This is a genomic window from Kribbella sp. VKM Ac-2569, from assembly GCF_004216905.1.
Lineage (GTDB): Bacteria > Actinomycetota > Actinomycetes > Propionibacteriales > Kribbellaceae > Kribbella.
The window spans coordinates 1,724,757-1,744,507 of sequence record NZ_SGXJ01000001.1 but is presented as its reverse complement, the minus strand read 5'-3'; the positions used below and the strand labels follow the sequence as shown (position 1 = coordinate 1,744,507).

The 19,751-nt window shown below is 68.6% G+C and carries 20 protein-coding genes; 11 read left to right on the top strand and 9 right to left on the bottom strand.

The annotated features are described in order from the left end of the window. Positions 1–15: 15 nt before the first annotated feature. Positions 16–354 (top strand): hypothetical protein, encoded by a 339-nt coding sequence (locus EV649_RS08150; protein ID WP_130382032.1) that lies wholly within the window; start codon positions 16–18, stop codon positions 352–354. 99 nt (positions 355–453) lie between these two features. Here the strand turns inward: EV649_RS08150 and EV649_RS08145 are convergent, their stop codons facing one another. Together EV649_RS08145 and EV649_RS08140 are read right to left on the bottom strand one after the other, a co-directional pair. Beyond that, positions 454–693, bottom strand: a complete 240-nt coding sequence (locus EV649_RS08145) for a hypothetical protein (protein WP_198682358.1) — start codon at positions 691–693, stop codon at positions 454–456. Positions 694–740: 47 nt separating this feature from the next. After that, positions 741–1,583: a helix-turn-helix transcriptional regulator gene (locus EV649_RS08140; RefSeq protein ID WP_130382030.1), complete on the bottom strand. Its 843-nt coding sequence runs from the start codon at positions 1,581–1,583 to the stop codon at positions 741–743. Between the two features lie 101 nt (positions 1,584–1,684). On the opposite strand from EV649_RS08140, the gene EV649_RS08135 reads away from it, so the two are divergent. Then, positions 1,685–2,413: an SDR family oxidoreductase gene (locus EV649_RS08135; RefSeq protein WP_130382028.1), complete on the top strand. Its 729-nt coding sequence runs from the start codon at positions 1,685–1,687 to the stop codon at positions 2,411–2,413. Between the two features lie 102 nt (positions 2,414–2,515). Here the strand turns inward: EV649_RS08135 and EV649_RS08130 are convergent, their stop codons facing one another. Beyond that, a complete protein-coding gene (locus EV649_RS08130; protein WP_198682357.1) occupies positions 2,516–3,067 on the bottom strand; it encodes an NUDIX hydrolase family protein in 552 nt (183 codons plus the stop codon). Between the two features lie 15 nt (positions 3,068–3,082). Further along, positions 3,083–3,724: an AraC family transcriptional regulator gene (locus EV649_RS08125; RefSeq protein ID WP_130382024.1), complete on the bottom strand. Its 642-nt coding sequence runs from the start codon at positions 3,722–3,724 to the stop codon at positions 3,083–3,085. 119 nt (positions 3,725–3,843) lie between these two features. On the opposite strand from EV649_RS08125, the gene EV649_RS08120 reads away from it, so the two are divergent. Continuing rightward, a complete protein-coding gene (locus EV649_RS08120) occupies positions 3,844–4,605 on the top strand; it encodes a phytanoyl-CoA dioxygenase family protein (RefSeq protein WP_130382022.1) in 762 nt (253 codons plus the stop codon). Between the two features lie 29 nt (positions 4,606–4,634). Next, a complete protein-coding gene (locus EV649_RS08115) occupies positions 4,635–5,867 on the top strand; it encodes an MFS transporter (RefSeq protein ID WP_130382020.1) in 1,233 nt (410 codons plus the stop codon). Here EV649_RS08115 and EV649_RS08110 read toward each other — a convergent pair whose 3' ends face one another. After that, on the bottom strand, positions 5,868–6,617 hold the full coding sequence (locus EV649_RS08110; protein ID WP_241997856.1) for a hypothetical protein: 750 nt from the start codon (positions 6,615–6,617) through the stop codon (positions 5,868–5,870). Between the two features lie 55 nt (positions 6,618–6,672). Here EV649_RS08110 and EV649_RS08105 point away from each other — a divergent pair, with 55 nt between their 5' ends. Continuing rightward, on the top strand, positions 6,673–7,317 hold the full coding sequence (locus EV649_RS08105; protein WP_130382015.1) for a helix-turn-helix domain-containing protein: 645 nt from the start codon (positions 6,673–6,675) through the stop codon (positions 7,315–7,317). Here EV649_RS08105 and EV649_RS08100 read toward each other — a convergent pair. Further along, a complete protein-coding gene (locus tag EV649_RS08100) occupies positions 7,314–7,781 on the bottom strand; it encodes an Lrp/AsnC family transcriptional regulator (protein WP_130382013.1) in 468 nt (155 codons plus the stop codon). The genes EV649_RS08105 and EV649_RS08100 overlap by 4 nt on opposite strands. A 149-nt stretch (positions 7,782–7,930) precedes the next feature. On the opposite strand from EV649_RS08100, the gene hppD reads away from it, so the two are divergent. The 6 genes from hppD (at position 7,931) to EV649_RS08070 (ending at position 13,888) form a co-directional block, all read left to right on the top strand. Further along, on the top strand, positions 7,931–9,133 hold the full coding sequence (hppD, locus tag EV649_RS08095) for a 4-hydroxyphenylpyruvate dioxygenase (protein ID WP_130382011.1): 1,203 nt from the start codon (positions 7,931–7,933) through the stop codon (positions 9,131–9,133). A 161-nt stretch (positions 9,134–9,294) separates the two neighbouring features. After that, entirely contained in the window at positions 9,295–9,768 is a 474-nt protein-coding gene (locus tag EV649_RS08090; RefSeq protein WP_130382009.1) for a DUF2690 domain-containing protein, read from the top strand. 44 nt (positions 9,769–9,812) lie between these two features. Continuing rightward, complete coding sequence (locus tag EV649_RS08085) at positions 9,813–11,189, top strand: FAD-linked oxidase C-terminal domain-containing protein (protein WP_130382007.1); 1,377 nt, start codon at positions 9,813–9,815, stop codon at positions 11,187–11,189. A gap of 138 nt (positions 11,190–11,327) precedes the next feature. Continuing rightward, on the top strand, positions 11,328–11,927 hold the full coding sequence (locus EV649_RS08080) for a hypothetical protein (protein ID WP_241997854.1): 600 nt from the start codon (positions 11,328–11,330) through the stop codon (positions 11,925–11,927). 47 nt (positions 11,928–11,974) lie between these two features. After that, positions 11,975–12,640 carry a two-component system response regulator CseB gene (cseB, locus tag EV649_RS08075; RefSeq protein WP_198682356.1) on the top strand — a complete coding sequence of 222 codons (666 nt, stop codon included), beginning with the start codon at positions 11,975–11,977 and terminating at the stop codon, positions 12,638–12,640. Between the two features lie 3 nt (positions 12,641–12,643). Beyond that, positions 12,644–13,888, top strand: a complete 1,245-nt coding sequence (locus EV649_RS08070) for a HAMP domain-containing sensor histidine kinase (RefSeq protein ID WP_130382003.1) — start codon at positions 12,644–12,646, stop codon at positions 13,886–13,888. Here EV649_RS08070 and EV649_RS08065 read toward each other — a convergent pair. The 3 genes from EV649_RS08065 to EV649_RS08055 form a co-directional block, all read right to left on the bottom strand. Beyond that, complete coding sequence (locus tag EV649_RS08065) at positions 13,885–17,637, bottom strand: endo-alpha-N-acetylgalactosaminidase family protein (RefSeq protein WP_130382001.1); 3,753 nt, start codon at positions 17,635–17,637, stop codon at positions 13,885–13,887. The two genes, EV649_RS08070 and EV649_RS08065, sit on opposite strands and share 4 nt — an antisense overlap. A gap of 61 nt (positions 17,638–17,698) precedes the next feature. Further along, positions 17,699–18,898 carry a fumarylacetoacetase gene (gene fahA / locus EV649_RS08060; RefSeq protein ID WP_130381999.1) on the bottom strand — a complete coding sequence of 400 codons (1,200 nt, stop codon included), beginning with the start codon at positions 18,896–18,898 and terminating at the stop codon, positions 17,699–17,701. Next, entirely contained in the window at positions 18,899–19,750 is an 852-nt protein-coding gene (locus EV649_RS08055) for a hypothetical protein (RefSeq protein WP_130381997.1), read from the bottom strand. It abuts the gene before it with no gap. Position 19,751 lies beyond the last annotated feature (1 nt).

Genomic DNA, 19,751 nt, shown 5'->3' with positions numbered 1-19,751 from the left:
TGCGATCATCGACCCATGAGTTACGACCTGGTGGTCTGGGTGGGTAGTCGGCCGGCCAGCCCGAAGGCGGCTGACAAGCAGTACGAGCGGATGATTCGGCGGCTCGAACGCGACGACGACACTCCACCTCATCCCCGGCTGGTGGCGTACGCGGAAGCCCTCCTCGAGCGCTGGCCCGAGGGTGAGGGCAGTCCGTGGGCCGTCGAGCCGTTGCTCAGCGACGCAGTCGGAGACGTCTTTCCGCTCAGTGTCCTGACCGTTCATGCGAAGGTGGTCGCGGCCTACGCGGCTGGGATGGCGCGGAAGCTCGGGCTCGTGTGTTACGACCCGCAGGAAGGGCTCCTGCGTCCTTAGCTGGCTGGTGCCCCGAGGCCCAGCACCCTGTTGGGGTGCTGGGCCTCATGCCTTACGGGCGGTACACGCGGACGTAGTCGAGTTGCATCGACTCGGACGTCACGGTGGGTGGGATCTTCGCGTACACGAACAGGTCCAGGATCTCAGGGCGTCGCCGGTGCCCTTGTTCCCGAGGCACTGGTCGGCTTCCGCGTTCGAGTGGATGGCCCACTTTGTCCGGTCGATCGCCGTACCGTCGAACTCGTCCGCGAACACGAGATTCCCCGGAGCGGCGTCCGCGGCCCGGAGCGGTACGACGAGCAACCCGAGTACGACCAGCGCGGTAAGTAACTTACGCATCAGGCAAGCCTCTCCGTCGGAAACCAACGGATCAAACAGTCGCTTGATTAGGGCCTAGTTGTCAACTCCTGCAGGCCGATCACGTCCAGCAGCCGGATCGCCTGCTCGGACGCCGATCCCGGCTCGGCCGTGTAGAGCACCACCCGCTGGTCGCGCTCCGGCACCACGAGCACCTCGCAGATCACGTCGATCCGTCCGACCTGCGGGTGAAAGATCGTCTGGCACAGCGTCTGCTGCCGCCCGACTTCGTGCCGCGCCCAGATCTCCGCGAACTCCGGGCTGCCGGCCAGCAGGTCGTCGACGAGCTGGGCGAGGGCCGGATCGTTCGGGTAGGTGCTGGTCGCCGCGCGCAGGTCGGCGGCCGCGTCGCGCGCGAACTCCCGGGTGGCCTCTTCGCCGAACAGTTCGGTCTGCCGATCGGTGAGGAAGCGCAGGCGGAGGAGGTTCCGGTCCCGCGGCGGGAGCGCGGAGAAGTCCGTGATCAGCGCCGCGGCCAGCGGATTCCACGCGAGTACGTCGTACTTCGCGTCCAGGACCAGACCCGGTACGTCGAGCCGCGCGAGCATCCGCAGTACGCCGGTCCGCACCTCCACCGGCGGACCGGATGGCGGACCAGGCTGCTCGCCCGCGAGCCGGAACAGATGGCCGCGCTCGTCGTCCGACAACCGCAGCGCGCGGGCGAGCCCGGTCAGCACCGGGCGGGACGGGCGTGGACCACGACCCTGCTCGAGGCGGGTGTAGTAGTCCGTCGACATGGTCGCGAGGCTCGCGACCTCTTCCCGGCGGAGCCCGGGCGTACGACGGCGCAGGCCGGCCGGGAGCCCTACGTCGGACGGCTGCAGCGCTTCCCGCCGTACCCGCAGGAACTCCGCCAGCCCGTCGCGATCCATGGTCCTAGGATCCCAGGCGCCGGCGGGCTCAGCCAGGGACCGCCGATCCCAGCCTCAGCCGACTCTGCCTGATCGCGCCGGATCACCGGAGGGTGGAGGGCATGAATACGACGAAGATCGCGCTCGTGACGGGCGCCAACAAGGGCATCGGCAAGGAGATCGCACGGCAGCTCGGACGGGCTGGGTTCACCGTGCTGGCCGGGGCGCGGGACCTGCACCGCGGCGAGCTGGCGGTGAAGGAACTGGTTGCCGAGGGCCTCGATGTGGTCGGGATCCAGCTGGAGGTGACGGACGAGGCGTCGGTGCGGGCGGCCGCCGAGCGGGTCGAGGCGGAGTACGGGCGGCTCGACGTACTGGTCAACAACGCGGCGATCATCCCCGCGGGCGACGACGCGGTGTCGCGGATCGAGACCGCCGTACTGCGGTCTGCGTTCGAGACCAATGTGCTCGGGCTGGTGGGCGTGACGCAGGCGTTCCTGCCGCTGCTCCGCAACGCCGACGCCGCGCGAATCGTGAACCTGTCGACGTCGCTGGCGTCGTTCGCGCAGGTCGGCGATCCGGAGTCGCGGATGTCGACCGTGCTGACGGTCGGCTACAACGCGTCGAAGGCGGCGGTGAACATGGTGACGGTCATGCTCGCCAACGAACTGCGCGACACCGGCATCCTGGTGAACGGCGCCGACCCCGGCAACTGCGCGACCGACATGGGCGGCTGGACCGCCGCCCGTACCCCTGCCCAAGGCGCGGCGGTCGCCGTCAAGCTCGCGACGCTCGGCCCCGACGGACCAACCGGCCACGTGTACGCCGAGGAAGGCCGACTGGCCTGGTGAGCCCGACAACCTCTCGTGGGTCCACCCACCAGATGCAGGGTTCGCCCACCGGATCTCAAACGCAAACCCAGCATCTCGTGGGCTAACCCACCTGAGTGCTGGTCAGACGATGGCGCCTGACCAGGCGAGGGCCTGCTTGAGCAGCTGGCCGCGGCCGCCCTCCATGTCGTTGAGCAGGCTCGGCGCCAGTGCCTCCTCCGGCGTCAGCCAGGTCAGCTCGAGCGCGTCCTGGCGCGGGTTGCACTCGCCGGTGACGGGCACGACGTACACGAGGGCGACCGCGTGCTGGCGCGAGTCGTGCAGCGCCGGGCTCATGCCCGGGAACGGGAAGTACTCCGCGACGGTGACCGGGACCAGCGTGGCCGGGAGCCGCGGGAAGGCGGACGATCCGAGGTCCTTCTCGATGTTGCGCTGCAGCGCGTCGCGGATCGGCTCGTTGTGCAGCACGCGCCCGGAGACCAGCGTGCGGGTGATCTCGCCGTTCGCGGGGGACGTGCGGAGCAGGACCCCGATGTGCTCGATCTGGCCGAGCGTGTCGACGCGGACCGGGACGGCCTCGACGTACAGGATCGGTACCCGCGTCCGGGTCTCCGCGAGCGCGAACTCGGACAACCAGCCGGGATTCGGATCAGGCGTTTGCACAGACGACGTCATGAAGGACATCTTTGCTTACGGTCTGAAAGCGGACCTGTACTGGGATGGACTCAGTCCGAATGCTGAGCGGAATCTTCGGGTGGCGTGGCTGGGGTCGTGCCAGCCGACCGTGGTTCCGATCGTGCTGATCGGTAGTTCGGTCTCGATCAGGAGGCCGGCCGCGCGCTCGGCGCGGATGCGGTTCAGGTAGGCCATGGGGGACAGGCCGACGGACTTGCCGAAGAGCCGGATCAGGTAGCCGGGCGCGAGGTTGACGCGGGCCGCGAGTTGGTCGAGGGTCCAGGGTTCGGCCAGGTCGGACTCGAGCAGGCGCATCGCGTGCTGCACCGCCGGATGGGCCGGAGCTCCGAGAGATCCCGGTACGAGGGCGCCGGACAGCAGGCCGAAGACGTCCGGTCCGAGGTACGCGTTCCGCACCACGAGGTCCTCGCAGTCGACGTACCCGTGCCACTCACCGGGCCGCAGTACGACGACCGAGTCCGGCGCCAGCGCGACCTCGCCGGCCGCCGAGACGTGCGTGCCCCGCCCGGCCATCACGACGGCGATCTCGAAGAACGCATGGCTGTGCGGTGCGACGTCCGCGACCACCTCGAGCCGCTCGCCGGCCACCGGCAACCGCGGGTCCGGGAAGACCTCGCTGCTCAACATGTTGTGCATGCCCAACCTCCAGGAGGTCAAGATCGGTCAAGTCCTGGTCAACCACCGCCTGTCCTCGAAGCCCGGCAGCCGCGACGCTGGAAACACCTTCCAGGCCACCGGAATCCGAGGAGAACCCGATGACCACGACCGACCCTACGGCATCCGCGACCGTCGACGAAGAGACCATTTCCGCCTACCGCCGCGACGGCGTCGTCCGGATCCGGAACATCATCGGCCGCGACGAGGCAGCCCGGTTCGCAGCCGCCGCGACCGAGTGGACCGCGGGCGCCGACGACTTGTTCAAGGAGTCGAAGATCTTCAACCAGTACGTCAACGTCTGGCAGCAGAACGACGTACTGCGGGAGCTCACCCTGGACCCGCGTCTCGCCGCGGCGGCGACCGCGCTGGCCGGCGTACCGCTGCGGATCTGGCACGACCAGCTGCTGATCAAGCCACCGCACAACGGCGCGGCGACCGAATTCCACCAGGACGCGCCGTACTGGCCGCACGCCGGTTCGCGAGCCTCGCTATCCGCGTGGATCGCTCTGGTCGACGTACCGGTGGAGCGTGGCTGTATGACGTTCATCCCCGGCTCGCAGGACCACCAGGACCTGCGCCGTCAGGACTTGTCGGACCGCGACGACCTGTTCCGCGCCGCGCCCGACCTGCGCTGGGAGGAGCGCCTGACGATCCCGCTGCAGGCCGGCGACTGCACCTTCCACAACGCGTACCTGGCGCACTCCGCGACACCGAACCTCACCGACGACCCGCGGATCGCGCACGTCAACATCTACTTCGACGCCGAGGCGACGTACACCGGCGCCGGTCACGTGGTCACCGACGGCCTCGGCCTGACCACCGGCGAACCGCTCGCCCACCCACTTTTCCCGACTGTTTAATTCTTCACGTTGTGACATAAGTTGTCAGGGTGCGTCTGCTCACCGACCTCCGCCCGCTGCGTGAGTCCGCCGACTTCCGGAGGTTGTGGATCGGGTCGACGGTGTCGCAGCTCGGTCAGCAGATGACCGCGGTGACCGTCTCGATCCAGGTGTACGCGCTGACGCACTCGACGTTCGCGGTCGGGCTGGTCGGCCTGTGCTCGCTGGTCCCGCTGATCGTCTTCGGGCTGTACGGCGGTGCGATGGCCGACGCGATCGACCGCCGTACGCTCGCCCTCGTCTCGTCGACGGGGTTGTGGCTGCTCTCGATGGTCCTGGTGCTGCAGTCGCACCTCGACTGGGCACAGGTCTCGGTGCTGTACGCCGTGGTGGCCTGTCAGTCGGCGTGCTTCGCGGTCAACAACCCGGCCCGGTCCGCGATCATCCCGCGGCTGATCCGGCCCGAACTGTTGCCGGCCGCGAACACGCTCAGCCAGGCCGCGTTCAACCTGGGCTTCACCGCCGGACCGCTGCTCGGTGCGGCGGTGATCGCCTGGCACGGGTTCGCGGCGGCGTACCTGGTCGACGTGATCACGTTCACCGCGGCGCTTTACGCACTGTTCCGGCTGCCACCGGTGCCTCCGACAGGCGCCGTCCGGAGGGCCGGTCTGCGCTCGGTGCTGGAGGGATTCACGTTCCTGCGCGCCGCGCCGGCGCTGCTGGCGACGTTCCTCGCGGACATCCTCGCGATGGTGTTCGCACAGCCCCGGGCGCTGTTCCCGGCCGTGGCGGGCGCGTTCTTCGGCGGCGGCGTACGGACCGTCGGTCTCCTGCAGGCCGCGCCGGCGATCGGGGCGCTGATCGGGGTGATCTTCTCCGGCTGGGTGACCCGGGTACGCCGTCAGGGCGTGGCAATCGTGCTGGCGATCACGGCGTACGCCGCTGCTGTGGGGCTGTTCGGGCTGTCCCGGACGATCTGGCTGGGCGTCGCGCTGCTCGCGCTGTCCGGGGCGGCCGACATGGTGAGTTCGGCGTACCGGAACACGGTGTTGCAGTCCGCGGCGCCGGACGCGATGCGCGGCCGGCTGCAGGGGGTGTTCATCGTGGTCGTTGCCGGTGGCCCGCGGCTCGGTGACTTCGTCGCCGGTACGACGGCGTCGCTGACCACCCCGACCGTCGCACTGCTCGGCGGCGCTGCGGTCTGCGTCACCGGGCTGCTGATCCTGCTGGCGCGGAACCGTCCGTTCCGGGTCTACGACTCGCAGACCCGCGCGCTCAGCTGATCAGCCGCCGGTCGCCAGCTTCTTGAGGACCGTGAACCACGAGTCCATGTCCGGGTTGATCTCGCTCACCGGCGCGTCGTCGACGGTCACGATCTTGCGGTCGCCGAGCGGCTTCTTCAGCTTGATCGGGGTGACCGACATGTTGCTGTCCTCCGGACAGGGCGCGTCGGTGTCGACGACCACCATGATCTTGTCCTCGAGTTGCTGGACGCTGAGGTCCGACGCGCACTTGCCGACGGTGCCGAACAGCAGGTCCGCATCGTCGTACTTGGGGGCGTTCTGGATCCACTTGAGGTACTTCGGCTTCTTCCCGTCCACCCGCTGGTAGTACTTCACCGGCTGCGGGCTCTTCTCGTCGGGTTCGCGCGAGCCGTCGCCGATGAACGTGCCGTAGATCATGTCGATGCACGGATCCTTGGTGTCCGGGCCGTCGACCGCCCCGAACGCGCGGGCGGCCTTGTAACAGCCGACCGCCTCGCGGTTCAACGAGATGTTGAAGCCGATCAGCGCGACCGCGCCGACGACCATCGCGATCGCGAGCATCCGGCGGGACTTCAGCTGCTGCGGGCCGAGGATGCCGGCCGCCCGGCGGGCCTCCTCGGGGGTGGCGTCGGCCGGCACCGAGGTGGTGCGGAACATCGCCGTGATCGAGCTCGTCCATTGCGGATTGATGATGGTCGGAACGGCATAGACCAGGATCAGAACGACGATCACGACGATAGCTGGGAGCAGCGACCAGTAATTTCGCACGGCAGCAAGATACGGTGCCATCGGGCCGCGCCCGAATAACGGATACCCTGGCAGCGTGCCAGCCGAGACCTCGCAGACGCTCGACCGGGGGCTGACTGTCCTCGAGTTGCTGGCGGACGCCCCCGACGGGCTGTCCATCACCGAGCTCGCCGCGGCGCTCGGCGTCAGCCGGACAGTCGTGTACCGCCTGGTGAACACGCTCGAGCTGCATCGACTCGTACGTCGTGACAGCGAGGGGCGCGCCCGCCTCGGTCTCGCCGTACTGCACTACAGCCGGCGCGTGCAGCCGACGCTGCGTGACGCCGCGCTCCCGGTCCTGCGCTCGCTCGCCGAGGACACCGGCGCCACCGCGCACCTGACGGTTGCCGACGGTGAGGAGGCGCTCGCGATCGCGGTCGTCGAGCCGAGCTGGACCGACTACCACGTCTCCTACCGGATGGGTTCCCGGCACTCGCTCGACCAGGGCGCCGCCGGCAAGGCGATCCTGGCCGGCCGCCGCAAACCCGACCCCGCCGGCCGCCCCTTCGTCGTCACCTCCGGCGAACTCCAGGCCGGCGCCCAAGGCGTGTCGTCACCCGTTCTGGGCGTCCCCGGCGTCGAGGCCTCCATCGGTGTCGTCGTCCTCGGCAAACTCGACCGCGACTTCGTAGGCCCCCGCGTGGCCCGAGCCGCAGTAGAAGTAGCCAAACGCCTCGCCTAGCTGCTGGCAGCCTCGACCAGGGGGAGTACTCGGTGGGGGATCTGTTCGGCGAGGGCGATGACTGTTGAGGCTCTTTGGATGCCTCGGACAATGACTACCTGGTCGATCACGCGTTGGAGGTCGGCGTTCGAGCGGGCGACGATGCGGCACCAGAGGTCCTCGGCGCCGGTGATGGTGTGGACCTCGAGGACCTCGGGGATGCGGGCGAGCGCCTCGGCGACCGTGGTGTGACCTGAGCCCTGCTCGATCTGCAGCGTCGCGAACGCCGTCACCGGGTAGCCGATCGCGCTCGTGTCGATGTCCGGCCCCCACCCGCGCACCACGCCGTCGCGCTGCAGCCGGTCCAGCCGCGCCTGCACGGTCCCGCGCGCGACTCCCAGCCGGCGCGACGCCTCCAGTACGCCGACCCGCGGCTCGGCCGCGAACAACCCCAGGATCCGGGCGTCCAGCGCATCGACCGTCATGGGCAACCTCCCGCGATGGTCAGACTGACCAAATAGTCCAGCAGCATCCGCAGCATACTGCACAGCTTGTCCAGCGAAACCAGGAACTGTTGCGCAACCTGCGCCAACCCACCAGGCTCAGCTGCACGAAACCGACCCGGGAGGGCTTAATGACCAGCACCGATCTCACGCCCGCAGAGCTCGACGCCGATCTCGACCTCGACCAGCTGAAGCAGCTCGTCGGCCTGGTGCCGTACGACGAGAGCACCGACCCGTTCCCGGTCACCGCCATGGACGCGGTGGTGTTCGTGGTCGGCAACGCCACCCAGACCGCGAAGTGGTACCAGCTCGCGTTCGGGATGGACCTGGTCGCGTACTCCGGCCCCGAGACCGGCTCCAAGGACAGCAAGGCGTACGTCCTCAAGGCCGGCTCCGCCCGTTTCGTGATCTCCGGCGGTGTCAGCCCGAAGAGCACGCTGCTCGACCACCACCGCAAGCACGGTGACGGCGTCGCCGACCTCGCCCTCGAGGTCCCGGACGTCGACAAGTGCATCGCGCACGCCCGCAAGGTCGGCGCCGTCGTCCTCGAGGAGCCGAACGACGTCACCGACGAACACGGCACGATCCGCCGTGCGGCGATCGCGGCGTACGGCGACACCCGCCACACGCTGATCGACCGGAGCAAGTACGACGGCCCGTACCTGCCCGGCTTCGTCGCGGCGGCCACCAAGGTCACCCGCCCCGAGGGCCACCCGAAGCGGCTGTTCCAGGCCGTCGACCACGTGGTCGGCAACGTCGAGCTCGGCAAGATGGACGAGTGGGTTGCCTTCTACAACAAGGTGATGGGCTTCGTGAACATGGCGGAGTTCATCGGCGACGACATCGCCACCGACTACTCGGCGCTGATGAGCAAGGTCGTCGCCAACGGCAACCACCGGGTGAAGTTCCCGCTGAACGAGCCGGCGGTCGCGAAGAAGAAGTCGCAGATCGACGAGTTCCTGGAGTTCTACGACGGCGCCGGTGCGCAGCACATCGCGCTGGCGACCAACGACATCCTGCGCACCGTCGACATCATGCGGGCCAACGGCGTCGAGTTCCTGAACACCCCCGACTCCTACTACGAGGACCCGGAGCTGCGGGCCCGGATCGGCGAGGTGCGGGTGCCGATCGAGGACCTGCAGTCGCGCGGCATCCTGGTCGACCGCGACGAGGACGGCTACCTGCTGCAGATCTTCACCGCGCCGATCGGCGACCGCCCGACGGTGTTCTACGAACTGATCGAGCGGCACGGCTCGCTCGGCTTCGGTAAGGGCAACTTCAAGGCCCTCTTCGAGGCCATCGAGCGCGAACAAGAGCGCCGCGGCAACCTCTAGGACCTGGTTAAACGCGTTACCGAGGCCCAGAACCTTGCCGGTAGCAACTGCACACGGCGTGTCGCCGTCCGATTACCGGAATGACTGTCCGGGCAGGCTCCGTTCGCGTAGTGTGCCTTCCTGAGTGGGCGTCGGGGCGTGCACTCAGGAAGGGTTTCGTCATGAAGACACTGAGCATTCTGCTCAGCACCGCCGGCCTGGCCGGCGTAGGCGCGATCGCGTTGTCCGCCCTACCGGCCGAGGCGGCCACGGCCGCCAGCTGCTCGGGCGCGAGGTCCATCGCATCGGCGCCGATGCTGCGTAACCATCAGCCGCCCAGCTGGGGAACGGTCCGGCTCGTCCGGGACAGCTGCTACCAGTACTGGGCCGAGATCACCATGGCGTCGCCGCTCGTCGCCAACGCGAAGGCCAACGCCTTTCTGGTGCAGTACGGCGGCGGCAACAACGGCCGGGTGCTCAGCTGCGACAGCAGCGGCGGCAACGGCTCGGTGATCCAGGGCCAGCGCACCTGCCGGACACCGAAGGTGAAGGCAACCGCCGGAAGCATCACGTTCGCCGCGATCGGCCGCGAGTACCACAACTACGGCGGCGGCTACGAAGAGATCTCGGAGAACATCACCAAGCGCACCCGCTGAAACTCGGACGCGCAGTACCGCGGAGTATTCATTAGGCTCGACTCATGAGTGAGGTTGTCGAGCAGCTGCGTCAGGTACTGCCGCCCGAGGCGCTGGTGACCGATCCGGACCGGATGGAGAGCTACCGGTACGACCGGGCGATGTTCTGCCCGGCCGGGGTTCCGCTCGCCGTCGTCCTGGCCCGGGAGACCGCGCACGTCCAGGCGGCGGTGCGGGTCGCGGCCGAGGCCGGCGTACCGATCGTGCCGCAGGGCGCGCGGTCCGGCCTGTCCGGCGCCGCCAACGCGCTCGACGGCTGCATCGTGATCTCGCTGGAGAAGATGGACCGGATCCTGGCGATCGAGCCCATCGACCGGTACGTCGTCACGCAGCCGGGCGTCTACAACGCGGTCCTGTCCCGCGCGGTCGCCGAGCACGGGCTGTTCTACCCGCCGGACCCGTCCAGCTGGGAGTTCTGCTCGATCGGCGGCAATCTGTCCACGAACTCGGGCGGCCTGTGCTGCGTGAAGTACGGCGTGACCACGGACTACGTGCTCGGTCTGGAGGTCGTGCTCGCCGACGGCCGGATCCTGCGGACCGGGCGGAAGACCGTGAAGGGCGTCGCCGGGTACGACCTGGCGAAGCTGATCGTCGGCAGCGAAGGCACGCTCGGCATCATCACCGAGGCGACCCTGGCGCTGCGCCCGGCCGCCGCGAAGCCGAAGACGATGGCCGCCCTGTTCGGCTCCGGCGTCGAGGCCGGGAACGCGATCCTGGAGATCATCCGCAGCGGCGTCTCGCTGAGCCTGCTGGAGATCATGGACCGGACCACGATCCGCGCGGTCAACAAGTACAAGCGGATGGACCTGCCCGACGAGGCCGCCGCGATGCTGATCGCCCAGTCCGACGCGGGCGGCGAGGCGGGCGCGGCCGATGTCGCCGCGGTGGCCAAGCTGTGCCGCGACCACGGCGCGCTGGAGTGCATCGAGGCCGAGGACGACGCCGAGGGCGAGCTGCTGCTCGAGGGCCGCCGTGCCGCGCTGACCGCCCTGGAGGAACTCGGTACGACGATGATCGACGACGTCGCCGTACCGCGCTCGCGGCTGGCCGAGTTCATCGGCCGGATCGAGGCGCTGTCGGCCGAGCTGGACATCACGATCGGTGTCCTCGGGCACGCCGGCGACGGCAACATGCACCCGACGGTCGTCTTCGACCAGACCGATCCGGCGCAGGCCGAGCGGGCCCAGGTCGCGTTCGACCGGGTGATGGAGATCGGGCTGGAGCTCGGCGGCACGATCACCGGCGAGCACGGCGTCGGGGTCCTGAAGCGCACCTGGCTGGCCGAGGAGATCGGTCCGGTCGCGCTCGACGTGCACCGGGCGATCAAGACCGCCCTGGACCCGAAGAACCTGCTGAATCCGGGAAAGGTCGTTGCCGGCTGACGCTGTGACGGAACCGCAATGCAACTGTCGAGGCCACTCGACGTCCACGCCCGTCGAATGTGACGTCCGGCCGACACCATGGAAGTGAGGACGTGTACGAATCCGCGGGGGGACTTGATGCAGGGTAGGAGGCGCCCGATGGGTCTGTGGCGCCGTACCGTGCTGCCTGCCGTCGCCGCGGTGGCCGCGACGATCACGCTCGCCGCCTGCGGGAACGGCGGAGGTCTGCGGGTGGAGGGCCCCGAATCGCCCCCTCCGACGACCCCGACGCCGTCGGTCGCGTTCGGCACCGGCAGCGCCTCTCCGCGCCCCGAACGCACCCCCGAAGTGGCCGTCGACCTGTACAAAGTCCGGTCCCGGCTGCTCGCCGATCGGCACCTGTCCAGCTACTCGCGGACAGTCCTTTCGAATTGCACCGTGATTTCGCGTTGCCTCAGCAGGGGTAAGACCGTTGATGTATTGCACAGCGGTACACCTCAGCAGATCGTCCTGATCCATACTCTGGAGAAGTTCGTCTTCGGTATCTTCCTGATCGCCGTCGAGCCAACCGGCCCGCGACCGATCTGGGACCTGGATGTCGAGCAACCGACCGTGAACGCCAGCCCGCAAGGTGACCTGGTGGTCGAGTCGAAGATCTTCGCGATCGACGACCCGGTCTGCTGCCCGTCCGGCCGACGGGTCGAGGTCTACCGTTGGAACGGTCGGCAGATGATCAAGGTGAGCTCGACGGACCAGTAGGGAGACTCAAGTTCGTGGTACCGGAAGAACCGGCAGCGCGCATTCTCATGGTTGAGGACGACGCGGTGATCCGTGAGGCGACCCAGTTGACCCTCGAGCGGCACGGCTACGACGTGACCACGGCCGAGGACGGCCTGGAAGCGATCGAGCGATTCGAGAAGATCCATCCGGACGTCGTGATGCTCGACATCATGCTGCCCGGGCTGGACGGAATCTCGGTGTGCCGACGGATCCGCGAGACCAGCACGGTCCCGATCGTGATGGTGTCCGCGCGCGGAGACGCGCTCGACGTCGTACTCGGCCTGGAAGCAGGCGCCGACGACTACGTGACCAAACCGTTCGACACCCAGGTGCTGGTGGCACGGCTGCGGGCGGTGATGCGGCGCGCGGTCTCCGACCCGGAGCGTCCGGCACCGGCGGTCGGCTCCGGCGTCGAGTCGTTCGGCGACCTCGAGCTGGATCGGGAGGCGCTGGAGGTACGGCGCAGCGGACAGACCGTCCAGCTGACGCCGACCGAGCTCAAGCTCCTGATCGAGTTCGCGAACAACCCCGGTGTGGTGCTGAGCCGGTCGACCTTGCTGCAACGGGTCTGGGACTACGAGTGGGGCGGCGACGGCCGGCTGGTCGACGTCCACCTGCAGCGGCTTCGGACCAAGATCGGTGCCGACCGCATCGAAACCGTCCGCGGCTTCGGGTACAAGCTGCGGGCATAGTCGATGGGACTGCGCGGCAAGCTCGGTCTCATCTTCCTGCTGGTCTCCGCGCTCGCGATCCTGGTGCTGTGCGTCGCGGTCTACACCCAGGCCCAGTCGGCCCGGCTGGACCGGACGCGCAGCTTCGCCGACGAGCGGATCCAGCTCGCAGCGCAGAGCTACGACACCAACGACGTACCGGTGTTCGGGGCGAAGCTGGACGATCCGGACCTGCCGCCGCAGTTGCGGGAGGCGGTGCTCGAAGGCAAGCGGGCCACGTTCAAGACCGGATCGCCGCACGCGAAGATGTGGGCGGCGGTCGCGGTCAAGGACGGCAAGGTGCTCTCGATCGAGCAGGACTACGAGAGCACCGACGACTCGATGAAGGCGTTGCAGCAGGCCCTGGTCCTTGGCGGGATCGGCACGGTCGCGCTGGTCGCACTGGTCAGCGTGATCCTGGCCGGCAGTCTGTCCAAACGGATCGTCGCGGTCGCGGGTACGGCTCGGCGAATCGCGGCGGGCGACCTGGACGCGTCCGCCGCCGAGGCCGTTGGCAAGGGCAAGGACGAGGTGCAGTCGCTGGCGACCGCGCTCGACACGATGGCGAGCTCGCTGCGCGGTCAGCTCGAGGCAGAGCGCCGGTTCACGGCGGACGTCGCGCACGATCTGCGTACGCCGGTGACCGGGCTGACCACCGCCGCCGAGCTATTGCCTCCGGGACGTCCCAGCGAACTGGTGCGCGACCGGGCGAAGGTGCTGCGGCGGCTGGTCGAGGATCTCCTGGAGATCGCCCGGTTCGACTCGGGTGTCGAGCAGGCCGATCTGGAACTGGTCGGGCTCGGCGCGTTCGTGGGCTCGGCGGTCGGGCGGTTGCGGATGCAGCAGTCGCTCGCGCCGGACAGCGTGATCGTGCACCAGACCGGGCCGGACGAGACGGTGTCGACCGACTCGCGGCGGATCGAGCGGATCCTGGCGAACCTGATCGTCAACGGGTTGCGGCACGGCCGGCCGCCGGTCGAGGTCACGGTCTGCGGCCGGACGGTCGAGGTCGTTGACCACGGCAACGGTTACCCCGAGGAACTGATTGCCGAGGGCCCGCGCCGGTTCCGGTCCGGGATGGCTGAACGCGGCGCCGGGCACGGCCTCGGCCTGACCATCGCAGTCGGGCACGCCAAGGTCCTCGGCGCCGAGCTGACGTTCGGCGAGGCACCGGACGGCGGCGCCCTGGCCCGGCTGGTGCTCCCAGCCGGACCAGAGACACCGGCCTAGTGGATGCCGTAGACGTTGAACTCGGCGGCCGATCCGAAGACCGCGCCGTTGAGCGAACTGGTGCCGACGAACTTCACGTACCGGCCGGGCTTGGCGGTGAAGTCGACCCGCTGTACGGCGGTGGAGTTCGGGAACTGCCCGGTCGCAACCGGCGTACCCCAGTCCTGACCGTCCGCGCTCACATAGATCTCGTACCCCTTGAACATCCCGTTCGTGCCACTCTGCCGCGGCAGGTAGCCGAACCCGTTCACCTGGTACGTCGACCCGAGATCGAGTGTCATGTAGTGCGGGTAGCCAGCCGGCGTACTGACCTCGGACCAGGCGGAATGCCAAAGGGTGCTGGGGTTTCCGTCCAGCGCCGAGGTTGCGGCACCACCCGTGGCGACGTCCTCACTGCTCACGTCGGCCACCTTGATCCGGGACTGCGGAACGATCCCCGGCGGCAGCACGGTCGCTTCCGCGCTGATCGTTGCCTGACCACCCGTCGCCGTCACCGGGTACTTGCCCTCCGGCGTACCGGCCGGGGGCGTCACGTCCCACGTGGTCGTCGCACTGGTGCCTGCGGCAACGGTCGCGTGGGTCGCCGGCGTGGTAGCTGTGACGGTCCACCCGTCCGGTGCGGTCAGGCTCAGTGTGATGTTGCTGACGGCTACCACATCGTTGTTGGTGAATGTGGTGGTGACGGTGTTCGCTTCACCGGAGACAAGCCCGGTCAGGCCCGACACCGCGACCGACGTACAGTCCGCCGGCTGCGACGTCGTACCGAGATCCGTCACGGCGAAGTTGTCCATGATGAAGTCGCTCTGGTCGCCACCGTCGGTGAGCTTGCGCAGTCCGACCCAGTAGTCGCCGCCGCAGCCGGCCACGAACTCCTGGTTGAACGTCGCCTTCGTCCGCTGTTCGCCAATCGGCGTCGCCTTGACCTCGACGGACGCCGGCCGGTCGACACCCTGGACCCACGCGTACTGCCCCGCGCGGCCGCTCTCGTAGTCGAAGCTGACCTTGTACTTGTGGCCCGGCTGGAAGTTCACCGTCCACGGCGCGGTCCGGTAGACCAGCCCTTGGTTCTCCTCGTGCGACTTGAGCGACCAGTTGCCGTCGAGCACGTCATCGACGAGCTTCCCGTTCCAGCCTGCCTGCGTGTACGGCGCATGCTTGGGAGCGAGCACTGTCCGCGGGTCGGTGACACCACCGGCATCACCCTTCACGAACGGGCCCCAGCCCTGGTCCACGTGCTCGAAGTCGTCGACCAGCCCGGCCGCGGGGCTCGTCGTCTCGACCACCCGCACATCGTCGAGACGAACCCGCGCCGCACCCGCACCTGCCCCGATGGTCAGGTCGGCCATGCTTCCCTTGGCCTGGAACACGACACGAGCGCGCTGGTAGTACGCCTCGTGTTTGTCGTCGGAGGCAACCATGTTCTGCGCCGTCGATCTGGTGACCTGGTTGCGAGCGCCGTCGACGGTCACCGTGGTCGGGCGGGACTTGCCCGGTTCGACCTCGATCCAGGCGGAGGCGCTGTACGTGCGCCCGCGGGTCAGGCCGGTGAGTTGCTGCCGGATAGACGACGCCTTCGTACCGAGTTCGGCGACGTGCTGCCCGTTCTCGAGGGTGCTGATCGTCGCATTACCGGTGACGTTCCAGGCCGCGAGGTTGCCGGCGTTGAAGCCGGGGTCCTGGACGTGCGAGCTCTCGCCCCAGTTCGCGGGCCGCGGCGTCGGCGCCGTGTCCGGGTAGACGACGTACGGCTGGCCGGCCTTCGTGTCGAGGCTGATGCTGCCGTTGCGGACGGGCGCGGTGGCGACCTTGACCCGGCCGGTGTCGGTCAGCTTGTAGACGGAGAAGGACCGGGTACCGGCGAACGCCGCGGGCACCTGCCAGGTGGTGTGGCCGCCCGTCGGGTTGTAGTGGTACAGCTTCTTGTTGTTGTCCCACGGCAGCAGGTACTTGTCGCCGTCGAGCACCTTCGAGTTCCCGACGTACACGGTCCGCTTGCCGTTCTCGACCGCGCCGCGGACGCCGCCGGTGAACGTGATGTCGCTGCTGTTCCAGTCCAGGATCTTCTGCTGCTGCAGGAACTTCGCCGGCAGGTTGCGCTGCCAGACGTTGGTGTAGAACGCGTTCCAGTCGGTCTCGCCGGTCCAGCCCTCGAACTCGACGATCGCGGTCTGGCCGAGGATCGGGTCGTTGTTCCAGACGTCCTTCTCGTGGTTGCGGACGAACCGGATGATCTGCGAGTTCAGGCCCTTGTTGGTGGCGCCGCCGTAGTCGAGGTCGTTGGCCCAGTGCGACCACAGCGACGTCCGCTCGTGCCGGTCGGCCCACTCGGTGGCGATCTGCCAGCCCTGGCCGGCGAGCTGCCGGGACAGGCCGTCGGCGAGCCAGCCCGACTGGTAGTACACGTCGATGTAGAGCTCCTGCAGGTTCTTGTCGGTCTCGTCGCGAAGCTGCTGGAACCGCTTCACGATGTTGCCGGAGGCAAGATCCGGGCGCTGCTTGATGTAGTAGCTCTGGTTCAGCCAGTTCCAGCCCTTGGCGTTCTTGTCGACCAGGTCCTCGCTGAACGCGTTCGCCTCCGGGTAGGACTCGGTTGCGTTGACGTGGACGCCGAATGCCGCGTTCCAGGTCTTGCCCTGCTTGAGCAGCGTGTTCAGGTCGGTCAGGCCGCCGGCGCGGTTGTTGTAGTTTCCGCCGTAGTCCGGGTGGGCGGAGTCGTGGCCTTCAGCGCCGTACCCCTTGAGGACCGCCATCTGGCCGAGGCCATCGGTGGCCAGCGAGATCCGCTTGACGTCGTCGAGCGTCCGCAGGAACGGGTGCGTGGCCTGGCTGGCGAAGTTGAACGGGATGTGTGTGATCACCCGGTTCTTGACCTGGTCGCCGCCGTTCGGCTCGGTCATGATCGAGCGGAACGCGACCGCGCCGTCCTCCCAGTCGACCGTCTGGTCGTTGTTCGCGTCGGGCGTGACGACGACCTTCGCCCAGGGGAGCGGTTCGGTGTACGGCGAGGTGTCGGCACGGTACGTCCATTGGCCGCTCCACACGCCGACGCGCGTACTGCCGTCGGCGGCCTTGCGAGCGCGGTGCCAGAACCGGGCGCCGTCGTCGACCGATGGCCCGGACGGCTTGTCGTACGTCGAGTTCGACTCGATACCCGCCGCGAGCCCGCTGGTGTTGACGAACGCGTACGCCGCTCCGGTCGCGGCCGTGTCGCCCGGCGTGCTCGCGGTGACCGGCGTGATCTTGTCTGCGGTCCGCGTCGAATCCGGATCCAGCGTGGTGAACGCAGTCGTCGCGCCCGCGTCCGTGCTCGCCACCGAGACCAGGTCGTGGTCGGGGATGTCGATGGTGTGCACGCGACTCGTCTCGGTGTCGCGCACCGCGTCGATCGCGAACTTCGTCACCCGCCCCGTCACGCTCAGGCTCGCATCCAGTTCGACGCCGGGCAGGGCGTCGAAGGCCAGCGTGTACGACGCTCGTCCGCCGTCGACCGTCGGCGACGCGGCGAGATGCGCGGTGCGGGTCACCCCGTCGATCATGACCGTCGAGATCGCGTCCGGCTGACCCCCGAGGGCCTGCCCGGAGGCGTTGTCGACGTACTTGACCACCCGGGGAAAGTCCGCCCCGACGGTGACCGTCAACTCCCCCGACCGCAGCGTGAGGTCACCCGCGGCATGCGCACCTGATGGCACGCTCAGCACACCGGCAGCCAACGCTACAGCCAGTACTCCACACCCCACTGAACGTTTCATGCGCCAAAAGTTCGCACGTAAGCGCTGACTCGTCAAGAGAAACGAACAGTTATGAACAAGATCAGCCAGGAATGATCTTTCCGGTGACCGCGCCGAGCCCGATCCGCGAGCCGTCCGCGCCCTGCGCCCACGCGGAGATCGTGACCTCGTCGCCGTCCTCGAGGAACGTGTGTTGTTTCCCGTCCACGATCAGCGGCTCGCGACCGCCCCAGCTGAGCTCGATGAACGAGCCGCGCTGGTCCTTGGCCGGCCCGCTCACGGTCCCGGACGCGTAGAAGTCGCCGGTGCGGACGCTGGCGCCGTTGACGGTCATGTGGGCGAGCATCTGCGCGGGCGACCAGTAGATGTCGCGGTACGGCGGACTACTGACGAGGTGGCCGTTGAGGTAGACCTCGAAGGTGATGTCGAAGTTCGTCAGGCTGCTCCCGCTGAGGTACGGGAGGACGGGTGGGTCCTGCGCCGGGAGCGGGACCGCAGCGGCGGCGAGTGCGTCGAGCGAGACAACCCAGGGGGAGATCGACGTGGCGAACGACTTGCCGAGGAACGGGCCGAGGGGCACGTACTCCCAGGCCTGCAGGTCGCGGGCGGACCAGTCGTTGACGACCACCACGCCGTACACGTGCTCGTCGAAATCCTCAACAGGAACAGGCTTTCCGAGCTTGGACGGCGTACCGACGACGTAGCCGAGCTCGACCTCGATGTCGAGTCGCTGGGACGGGCCGAAGGTCGGCGCCGTCGCGTCCGGGGCCTTGCGCTGGCCGGAGGGGCGGACGATGTCGGTGCCGCTGGCAACGATTGTGCCGGCGCGGCCGTGGTAGCCGACCGGGAGGTGCTTCCAGTTCGGCAGCAGCGGCTCGGAGTCCGGGCGGAACAGGCGGCCGAGGTTCGACGCGTGCTGCTCGGAGGCGTAGAAGTCGACGTAGTCGCCGACCTCGAACGGCAACTGCATCGTCACCGCGGTCTGCGGGATCAGGTGCGGCTCGACGGCGTCCCGGTCGTTCTCGTTGCGGACCAGATCGAGCAGCCAGTTCCGGGTCGCGCGCCAGGCCGGGCGGCCGAGCGCGAGGAACGCGTTCAGCGTCGGCTCCGCGAACAGTTGCGCGCCGTCCAGCATCTGCGCGGACGCGACCGGCGCGAGGTCGATGATCTGGTCGCCGATCGCCGCACCCACCCGCGGCTCCTCGTCGCCGTGCCGGAACACACCGAGCGGCAGGTTCTCCGGCCCGAACGGCGAACCGTCCGGGATGTCGATCCAGCTCATTCATCCCTCCATCAAGGTCAAGGCGATCAGGTCCGCGCGTGGCTCGTCGATGCTGCAGGAGCCGAACGACGTGAACCACCGGCGCGTGCTCGCCGCCTGATCGTCGGACATTTCGCGCGCCCGGGCCGCCAGGACCTCACCGTCCCGCTGGTCGAGGAGCTGGACCAGTTCGTCGTGTGCGGCCCCGTCGAGCGATGCCCGGGTCGCGATCAGGACGTTGAGGAACCCGTGGTGCTCGAAGCCGGTGTCTTCGGCGGTGTGCCGGACCGCGTTGTGCAGACCGGCTGTGCACTTGAAGGCCACCTCGCGATCAAGGCAAGCGGTGATGAAGGATGCCACCTGGCCGGCCGACGGGAACAGTGCGGCGTCGAGGCCGCCGGTGCGGAGTTTCGCGGCGTACCCGGCGTCGGCGACCACGTCGAGGGCGCGCTCCCACGCTCCGTCCAGTCCGAGCTCGACGTACGCCGTCTCCTCGTCGAGGCAGTCGTCGCACGCCCGGACCACGCGCAGCGCGTTCCGGGACAGGTCGTCCTCGTCGCGCAGCCGGACCTCGACCGCGGTCACCTCGACGTCCTTCGAACGGTCGCCCCAGCGAACGGCGGGCTCGATTCCGCCGGCGCCGCCGGAGATCACCACCGCCACGCGGAGCGGTGCCGTGCCGGTGCGGGCGGCTTCGGCGGCGACCTTCATCAGGTCGTCGTCGGTGCACACGAACGTGCCGACCAGGTCGGCGTACGGCGACCGGCGGTGGACGTGGTGGGCCGCGACGGCCTCGGGCAGCGGCAGGTCGCCCGGCGGGAACATCGAGGCGTCGTCGACCAGGTGCCGGTACAGCGCAGGGACGGTTGACATG

Coding starts and splice junctions, on each gene's coding strand:
- EV649_RS08150 (WP_130382032.1), top strand. CDS start 16: ATGAGTTACGACCTGGTGGTCTGGGTGGGTAGTCGGCCGGCCAGCCCG.
- EV649_RS08145 (WP_198682358.1), bottom strand. CDS start 693: ATGCGTAAGTTACTTACCGCGCTGGTCGTACTCGGGTTGCTCGTCGTA.
- EV649_RS08140 (WP_130382030.1), bottom strand. CDS start 1,583: ATGGATCGCGACGGGCTGGCGGAGTTCCTGCGGGTACGGCGGGAAGCG.
- EV649_RS08135 (WP_130382028.1), top strand. CDS start 1,685: ATGAATACGACGAAGATCGCGCTCGTGACGGGCGCCAACAAGGGCATC.
- EV649_RS08130 (WP_198682357.1), bottom strand. CDS start 3,067: ATGACGTCGTCTGTGCAAACGCCTGATCCGAATCCCGGCTGGTTGTCC.
- EV649_RS08125 (WP_130382024.1), bottom strand. CDS start 3,724: ATGCACAACATGTTGAGCAGCGAGGTCTTCCCGGACCCGCGGTTGCCG.
- EV649_RS08120 (WP_130382022.1), top strand. CDS start 3,844: ATGACCACGACCGACCCTACGGCATCCGCGACCGTCGACGAAGAGACC.
- EV649_RS08100 (WP_130382013.1), bottom strand. CDS start 7,781: ATGACGGTCGATGCGCTGGACGCCCGGATCCTGGGGTTGTTCGCGGCC.
- hppD (WP_130382011.1), top strand. CDS start 7,931: ATGACCAGCACCGATCTCACGCCCGCAGAGCTCGACGCCGATCTCGAC.
- EV649_RS08090 (WP_130382009.1), top strand. CDS start 9,295: ATGAAGACACTGAGCATTCTGCTCAGCACCGCCGGCCTGGCCGGCGTA.
- EV649_RS08085 (WP_130382007.1), top strand. CDS start 9,813: ATGAGTGAGGTTGTCGAGCAGCTGCGTCAGGTACTGCCGCCCGAGGCG.
- EV649_RS08080 (WP_241997854.1), top strand. CDS start 11,328: ATGGGTCTGTGGCGCCGTACCGTGCTGCCTGCCGTCGCCGCGGTGGCC.
- cseB (WP_198682356.1), top strand. CDS start 11,975: ATGGTTGAGGACGACGCGGTGATCCGTGAGGCGACCCAGTTGACCCTC.
- EV649_RS08070 (WP_130382003.1), top strand. CDS start 12,644: ATGGGACTGCGCGGCAAGCTCGGTCTCATCTTCCTGCTGGTCTCCGCG.
- EV649_RS08065 (WP_130382001.1), bottom strand. CDS start 17,637: ATGAAACGTTCAGTGGGGTGTGGAGTACTGGCTGTAGCGTTGGCTGCC.
- fahA (WP_130381999.1), bottom strand. CDS start 18,898: ATGAGCTGGATCGACATCCCGGACGGTTCGCCGTTCGGGCCGGAGAAC.
- EV649_RS08055 (WP_130381997.1), bottom strand. CDS start 19,750: ATGTCAACCGTCCCTGCGCTGTACCGGCACCTGGTCGACGACGCCTCG.